Annotated in this window: 5 protein-coding genes and 1 tRNA gene; all 6 read right to left on the bottom strand. The window is 48.9% G+C overall.

Translation table 11 applies throughout. From position 1 onward, the window contains the following. Positions 1-94: 94 nt before the first annotated feature. On the bottom strand, positions 95-1,444 hold the full coding sequence (locus LQZ19_RS13075; RefSeq protein WP_411048116.1) for a tetratricopeptide repeat protein: 1,350 nt from the start codon (positions 1,442-1,444) through the stop codon (positions 95-97). 87 nt (positions 1,445-1,531) lie between these two features. Continuing rightward, on the bottom strand, positions 1,532-3,034 hold the full coding sequence (locus LQZ19_RS13070) for a DHH family phosphoesterase (protein ID WP_411048115.1): 1,503 nt from the start codon (positions 3,032-3,034) through the stop codon (positions 1,532-1,534). Between the two features lie 30 nt (positions 3,035-3,064). Next, positions 3,065-4,384 (bottom strand): TIR domain-containing protein, encoded by a 1,320-nt coding sequence (locus LQZ19_RS13065; RefSeq protein WP_411048114.1) that lies wholly within the window; start codon positions 4,382-4,384, stop codon positions 3,065-3,067. 94 nt (positions 4,385-4,478) lie between these two features. Continuing rightward, positions 4,479-4,551: transfer RNA gene (locus tag LQZ19_RS13060), tRNA-Lys, on the bottom strand. Positions 4,552-4,587: 36 nt separating this feature from the next. Next, entirely contained in the window at positions 4,588-5,946 is a 1,359-nt protein-coding gene (mtaB, locus tag LQZ19_RS13055) for a tRNA (N(6)-L-threonylcarbamoyladenosine(37)-C(2))-methylthiotransferase MtaB (protein ID WP_411048113.1), read from the bottom strand. A 5-nt stretch (positions 5,947-5,951) separates the two neighbouring features. Then, positions 5,952-6,614, bottom strand: coding sequence for a tetratricopeptide repeat protein (locus tag LQZ19_RS13050; RefSeq protein WP_411048112.1), 663 nt, complete (start codon positions 6,612-6,614; stop codon positions 5,952-5,954). Positions 6,615-6,616: the final 2 nt, after the last annotated feature.

Below are 6,616 nucleotides of genomic sequence, written 5' to 3'. Positions count from 1 at the left end.
TGAATACGCGGATTTGGCGTTCTTCAATTGGGTCTGGTTTTTGTTTATCGCTCATCGGCTTAATCTCCTTTCGCAGGCAGGGTTTCTGTATGCATTACTTTCCTTCCACATTGACATTCCTGAAATGCCAGGCGGATTTGCTTGTGTCCTTGCCTTCGATAAGGTCGAAGCTGCGGCTTTTAAGGGGTTCAAAAACAAGATCCACCCCGGAGGCATCATCGTAGTCCTGTAAGCGCATTTCCTTAAGCGGCCAGGTTTCCCCGCTCTCCTTATCCTGTACATAAAAACTGTTGGCCTCGCCCGGAGATGCGATGGATACGGCTTTGTGGGAACCTGTGGTGCGGATAAGGCGTATTACGGTTTCGTCTTTCCCAAAGATCACGTTGAAAATTTTCGCCGCGCCGTTTTCACTTTGCACGTCCAGGGTATATACTATTTCAACCGGTTCTTTGGGCTTGCTTGCACCAAAAAATTGTTTACGTACGGCTTCAAAGGGATTCTGTAACACAATTGAAACAGGATTTCCGGCCTTACGGCCTTTTACGTAGTGAACGCTCGTTCCTATGCCGATCGGAATGAGGATAATAAAGAGTATCCAAAAAATTATACCGAAGATCACTAAGCGTTTAGGTTTGATGACTGCCATAATACCGGATAAAATTCCAAGGGGGATACATAAAAGCGAAAAGATGTTATAAATAATTGCGAAGGAACGCAGCCAGCCTATGTTAAGACCCGTGGTAATGTAACTCACCGCAGCCATAAGAATGATGGAATATAGGATCTGGTGCTTTCCCGCCGTTCTTTTAATCGCATTGATGGGCACTACGGTGTCAAAATTCTCAGCCCCGGTTTGAATGAGTAATTCCACCTGGGGAAGCACCTGTTTCGCATCCGCATGGCCTTGGTCGGCGGCCTTCTGAAACCAGAAAACAGCCTGCTTACCATCGACCTCCGTTCCATAGCCCCTTAAATAGGCGAAACCCAAACTGTACTGGAATTTTGCGTCCCCCCTTTGTGCCCCGTCAAAAAGTTCCTTAAAATTCCGGGAAGGCAGCAGGACTTCTGCAAGTATTAGCGCGCCTTTAGCCTGGAATTTAGCCGCGGCGTTGCCCCGGGCAGCAGCCTTCTTGAACCAAGCCACTGCCTGCTGATAATCAACCTCGGTTCCAATGCCCTGTAAATAGGCGGCGCCCACGGCATTCAGTAAGTCGATGTTGCCGTTCTCCGCCTCAGAAAGCCATATCCTGAACATCTCTGCCAGTGACTCTTTCGCCTCCACACTCCCGGCGGCCGCAGCTTTCCTCAGCCATAGCAACATCTGTTCCCCGTCTACAGCCGTGCCTGTACCCTGACCGTAGGCCATTCCCACTGCGGCCATTGCCTCGGCATTGCCGTTCTCTGCCTCCGCGAGCAGATTTTTAAATTCCTCCGCGTCACTCATATCTTACTCCTTTATGTGTTTATCCCAAAAGGGGACATAATGGCAACGGGATGTGGCCTGCTCTTATCAGTCCGGTCGGATGATAGTTCAGGCCTCTTCTGTGTAGCTTTTGCGAAAAATGTCTTTGGTGATCACATAGCAGTCGTTGAAATCATTTTCGGTCACTACAAAAAAATCTCCGGCGCGTCCTAAAAAGTATTTTTCGTTATCCCAGGAACTAAAAACTTTCGTGTCCTTCCGCAGTTCGCGGGCGCGAACAAATTTTTCCTCGCGGGGCAGACAATTTTCGGCAAACGGGATCAGGGGTAATTTTTTGCCGGTTCGTTGATCGGTTACGGTGGGCGAATATTCCAGCGTCGTCTCGCATTTGGTATTTAAACGGATATAACTCTGCTCGAATCTTTCGCGCCGAATCGGATAAACTTCTCCCTGAATGCCGATCATAAGGTAAATATCCTCAGCGACCGTAATATCAATATCGCCTTCCAAAGTACGGATCGTTATTTTCGCAGCTTTCCTGTTCGCAGTCAGCGGGAAAATATCCGTTGAACGCGCAAATCCGGCGCGGATCGGAAGTTTGCGATACCGGCGCATGGTCGAAAAATCATCACAATTATTCTCAGCATAAATCAATTCAAAATTCGTTAAATACGCTTTTATGCGGTTGGTCAAAAAAGCCGCCGGGCCCGCAAGACATTCCTTTGCGTTGATGGCTCCGCCTGCCTTTTCGAGATTGCCGCCACCGCTCCCAACACCGGCGCACAAAAATGCGGCAAACTCATTTGCCATAATTTCCCGGGTGCAACACCGAATCGAGAGTTTGATACTCGATGGTTGGACGCAATAAGCGACACAGCAGTCCAGCCCATCAATTTGTTGGGCAATGCTGCTGGTAAAACCGAGCAGATTTTGGTCACACGGACTTGCCTGAAACAGCCCGACACGATTAAATACCTGATAATTTTTTAGTGCGTTACTCACGATGGTCAGTTCATCTAAGGTGATCGCCGAGTTTTTTAGTTTACGTACCAAGGCTGCGTCGTAGGGCAAGTCGGAGAGGTCGCGGTCCAGGGGATGACGCATTTCTGACAGCTCGTTAGTGTCGGTAAACAGCCCGTAATAAAGGGCGTTGCAGACGCTATAATTTTTATCAATTTCAAAATTTTCGTTCCGCAGTAAATCCCAAACCAGGGTGGCGCAGCTTGCCAAGGAAGGGCGGATCAGTACGTTGTCACCATCGGCGATTTCGGCGCGATGATGGTCGATGACCGCTACCGCAGGCGCAGCAAATTTTTGGACATTGCTTGCACCGTATTGACAATCAACAGTAAGCAGTAAGTCGGTTTCAGCAGGCAAGGCGGAAACTTTTAGGAGGTCAATTTTTAACGCACTGATCAGCATCCGTAGGTTGGGCTTGGATATTTCATTCTGTCCGCCGTAAATCAATTTGGCCGAAACCCCGAGAGATTTCAAGTAACACTGCAAGGCGTATCCGGAGCCGATGGCATCCGCATCCGGCGCATCGTGGCACTGTATCACGACATTTTTGTAGGTTGCGATTTTATTTAGATAATTTTCTTTTTCAAGCATAAATTATTCCTTTAAATCTCCCTACGGGGGTCATTTATTATTTATCTCGTCGCATTTTTTCCTTAATTGTTCCAGTACCGTATATTGTTTTACCGATTCTTTTTCCAGCCGCTGTAAAAACGAGTTTATCGTTCTTTTTATCTCAATAGCCTCAATTTTATCTTCTGAAAAATTCACCTGATCTATCAGTGCCAAATAATATTCCTGTGCAAAGCTTTTAATTAAGACAGCGTCCTGGGGATAAGTTTGTTTATAAGCCAGATAAAAGCTTTTTCGGGCTTCTACGGCTTTTTTCAAATATTCTTTTGCGGCATTACGATCATCGGCCTCTAGTTTTACAATATATATGTCTCTGTAAAGATAACCTTCATATAATTTTACATACGAAGCGTCGTGTGGAAATTTAATCCGAATAAGGTTAAGGCTCTCAAGCGCCTTTTCGCAATATGCCAGGGATTTTTCAAGATAAAGTTGTTTTTCATCTTCCAGTAATTCAGGATTTATCGCTATTGTTCGATAAACTAATGAAAGCCTGATTGCGCAAAAATATTTGAACCAATCATTCAAATTATCATCCTGCACAGAAAAATCAAATTGGCTTTCAAAAATTGATTTTAAATCGTCAAATTTGTCAAAGGATAATGGAGTTAGCAGATTGTTCGTTTCTGTAAATAGGGCAAAGTTACCTTTCATAATTTGAATTGCAAATCCTAAAATCGGTGAAGATGGATTTAGCTTTTGTAATAATGATTCTGTATATTCTTCTTCCATGTTATAATAACAAGGCTCTATACTATGAAGCAAATAATTTGCCATATCACATTCTGAACATTCGGGAGTACCGCGAATATGCGCATCAAGCATCCGTTTTATATTTTCCCAGGAATGAAAAATTTCAAGTTTGTTCATTTGTGAGGGCTTTGAAGCATTTATATTAAATATTCCTGCGATTTCTACCGCCAGTTCTTCTTTTGATATGCTTTTTCCATCCACCTCAGTTGCCCAGGAACCGGAAAGATCACTGGGTAGATTCCGCACAGACATATTAATTAAAAATACATGTATTTTATTTGGCTGTAATTTTGCAGTGAGATACCCCCACTCAAACATTAAATTATCGTTGAATTTGAAGGACCCTCCATCCCCGGCGCCGGAGCCTTCTACTAAAATTATTGCCTGAGTACATTGTTTGATCTGGGAGAAAACTTGTGTACCGATAAACGTATCGGTTGGGGCGCCGCCGCCAACAACACTGATATATCCATGCTTTTGTACCTCTTGGCCCACTAATTTTGCAAGAGGTTGATTACCGCCCCATGCGATAAAAATGTTTTCTTTTACCACATTCACGTCTTCCTACTCCTATTGTTTACGGCGGCGGTTATCTGTAACCAAACTCCTCAAAAAAGGCGGAATCCAATCTTACCTTATAATACATCAATTTTGAGCCGCGCCTGATTCGAACAGGCGACCCACGCCTTAAAAGGGCGTTGCTCTACCTACTGAGCTAGCGGCCCGGGTCAAATTATTTTATCCGATTACACAAGTAAAAGTCAAGACTTGAACTCCGCAATTGCATCAAAATGGGGTTCCGCCGGTTTCGGGAGCCCCAGGACCCTGCATTGGAGGACGGTTCCCGGCGGCGGAAGGGGTTGTCCCGGCTGCGGGGAGAGGCACAGCTTGAGGTAATTTTCCGATAGGGCGATCATCGCGGCGCCTTGCCTGCCATCTTCGGCTATGGCCTCCACGGTTTTCCCAGACCAGCGGCCGATATAGGCGGCCCTCCCCTGCCGGGCCAGGTTTATGAGGGATTCCACCCGGCTCACCGCTTCCCGTTCTGGAACGCTTTCCGTAAAGTTCCAGGCCTCGGTCCCGGGGCGCCGGGAATAGGGGAAGGCGTGGATCCAGGCGAAACCGGCCTGGCGGCAGAGTTCGTGGGTCTTGGCAAACTCGCCGGGGGTTTCGCCGGGGAAACCGGTGATGATATCACAGGCCAGGAACGGGTCTTCCCGCAGGGTCCGCAGGCGGCGGACGGCGTTTTCCACCGTCGCCGGACCATAACTGCGGCGCATCCGCTCCAGGATTTGCGGGCTGCCGGACTGAATCGACAGGTGAAAATGGGGGCGGATACGCCGGTTGGACAGGATCCGGAGAAAAGGCTCGGTCATACCGTCCGGTTCAAGGGAAGAGAGCCGCAGGGCTATGGTTTGGGTATTTGCCAGGAGATATTCAAGGATGCCTCCCAGATCCAGGCCGGCGGAACAGTACTGGTTGAGATTTACCCCGGTGAGTACCGCTTCCCCGTGGCCGGCGTCCTCCAGCGCCCGCAGCCGGGATAGGAGGGTTTCCGCATCCAAACTTACGCTGGGGCCGCGTGCCAGGCTTACCCGGCAGTAGGAGCAGGCATGGTTACAGCCATCCTGAATTTTCATGAAGGGCCGGGAGTGGAAGGAAAAGTCCGTTACGTTAAACCGAAAGGGATCCAACGGATCCCTGGGAGCTTCCGCCCTACCCTGCTCCAGAAACCGTTCCAGGGCTTGGGACAGGCCAGTGTCAAGCGTATCCCGTAAATACCGTGGTAAGTCCAGGAGGAAGGTCTTATGGTCACCGGTAAGCACAAAGAGACGCCGGGGCTCCCCTTCCGCCAAAGCGGCGATACCATCGGCTTCCAGCTGGGCATAACAGCCGGTGACGATAATACAGGAACCGGGGTTATCCTTTAAAGCTTTGCGGATGAGCCGCCGGGCCTTTTGCTCCGACTTGGAGGTAACCGTACAGGTATTGATCACCAGTATGTCCGCGAAATCCCCGGCGCTTACGGAAAAACCCTCGCGGCTAAAGGCTTCGGCTATGGATTCACCTTCGATCTGATTTAATTTACAGCCCAGGGTCCGGATAGAGGCGGATACCATGGCTTCTAGCGGATCGTTATGGCTGCCAAGGCCTGCCGGGTACGTTCCAACCCCCGGCGGGCATCGGAATACTGGGCATTCAGTAAAAGGGCCCGCTCATAGGCGCGGATCGCTTCCTGCAGTTCCCGGGCATTTTCCCGGCCGGCGTTTTCCCGGGCATAGGCCAAACGGGTCCACCAGGCGGCGTTTCCCGGCATATAGTGCACCGCCGTTGACAGGGCAATATCCGCATGCCGAAAACGGCCCATGCGGATGAAGATCTCCCCGATAAAATAGTAGACCATATCAATACGGCCTCCCTCGGGGGCAAGGTTAACATACTCCTGGAAATACTCAAGGGCATCCCTGTTGCTGCCCTGGTAATAGCTGATTTCCCCCAGAATTTCGATGATCCTTGGGTCGTAACGGCTAAGATTCCGGCCCTGTCGGGCATAATTCAGGGCTTCCTCGTACCGGCCAAGGCTGATAAGGCTCCAGCAGAGCACCACATGAGACTCTAGATTGTTAGGATTCACCCGTAATTCGCTTTTGCAGATAGTAACGGCGGATTCATACTTGCGATCCCGATATTCAGCCAAAGCATCGAGCTGATTTTGAGCAAAACCGTGCCACAAGGGGAACATGAGAAACAGAACCATCCCCCCTGAGAAAAGAAAACCCTTCTTCATTC

The organism is Treponema primitia, from assembly GCF_046533075.1.
GTDB classification, from domain to species: domain Bacteria; phylum Spirochaetota; class Spirochaetia; order Treponematales; family Breznakiellaceae; genus Termitinema; species Termitinema primitia_B.
Note: the sequence above shows the minus strand (reverse complement) of the source record. Positions and strands in the feature narration are given on the sequence as shown.

Excerpts from the sequence above, each read along its gene's own strand:
- LQZ19_RS13075 (WP_411048116.1), bottom strand. The coding sequence starts at position 1,444 with ATGAGTGACGCGGAGGAATTTAAAAATCTGCTCGCGGAGGCAGAGAAC.
- mtaB (WP_411048113.1), bottom strand. The coding sequence starts at position 5,946 with ATGGTATCCGCCTCTATCCGGACCCTGGGCTGTAAATTAAATCAGATC.
- LQZ19_RS13050 (WP_411048112.1), bottom strand. The coding sequence starts at position 6,614 with ATGAAGAAGGGTTTTCTTTTCTCAGGGGGGATGGTTCTGTTTCTCATG.
- LQZ19_RS13070 (WP_411048115.1), bottom strand. The coding sequence starts at position 3,034 with ATGCTTGAAAAAGAAAATTATCTAAATAAAATCGCAACCTACAAAAAT.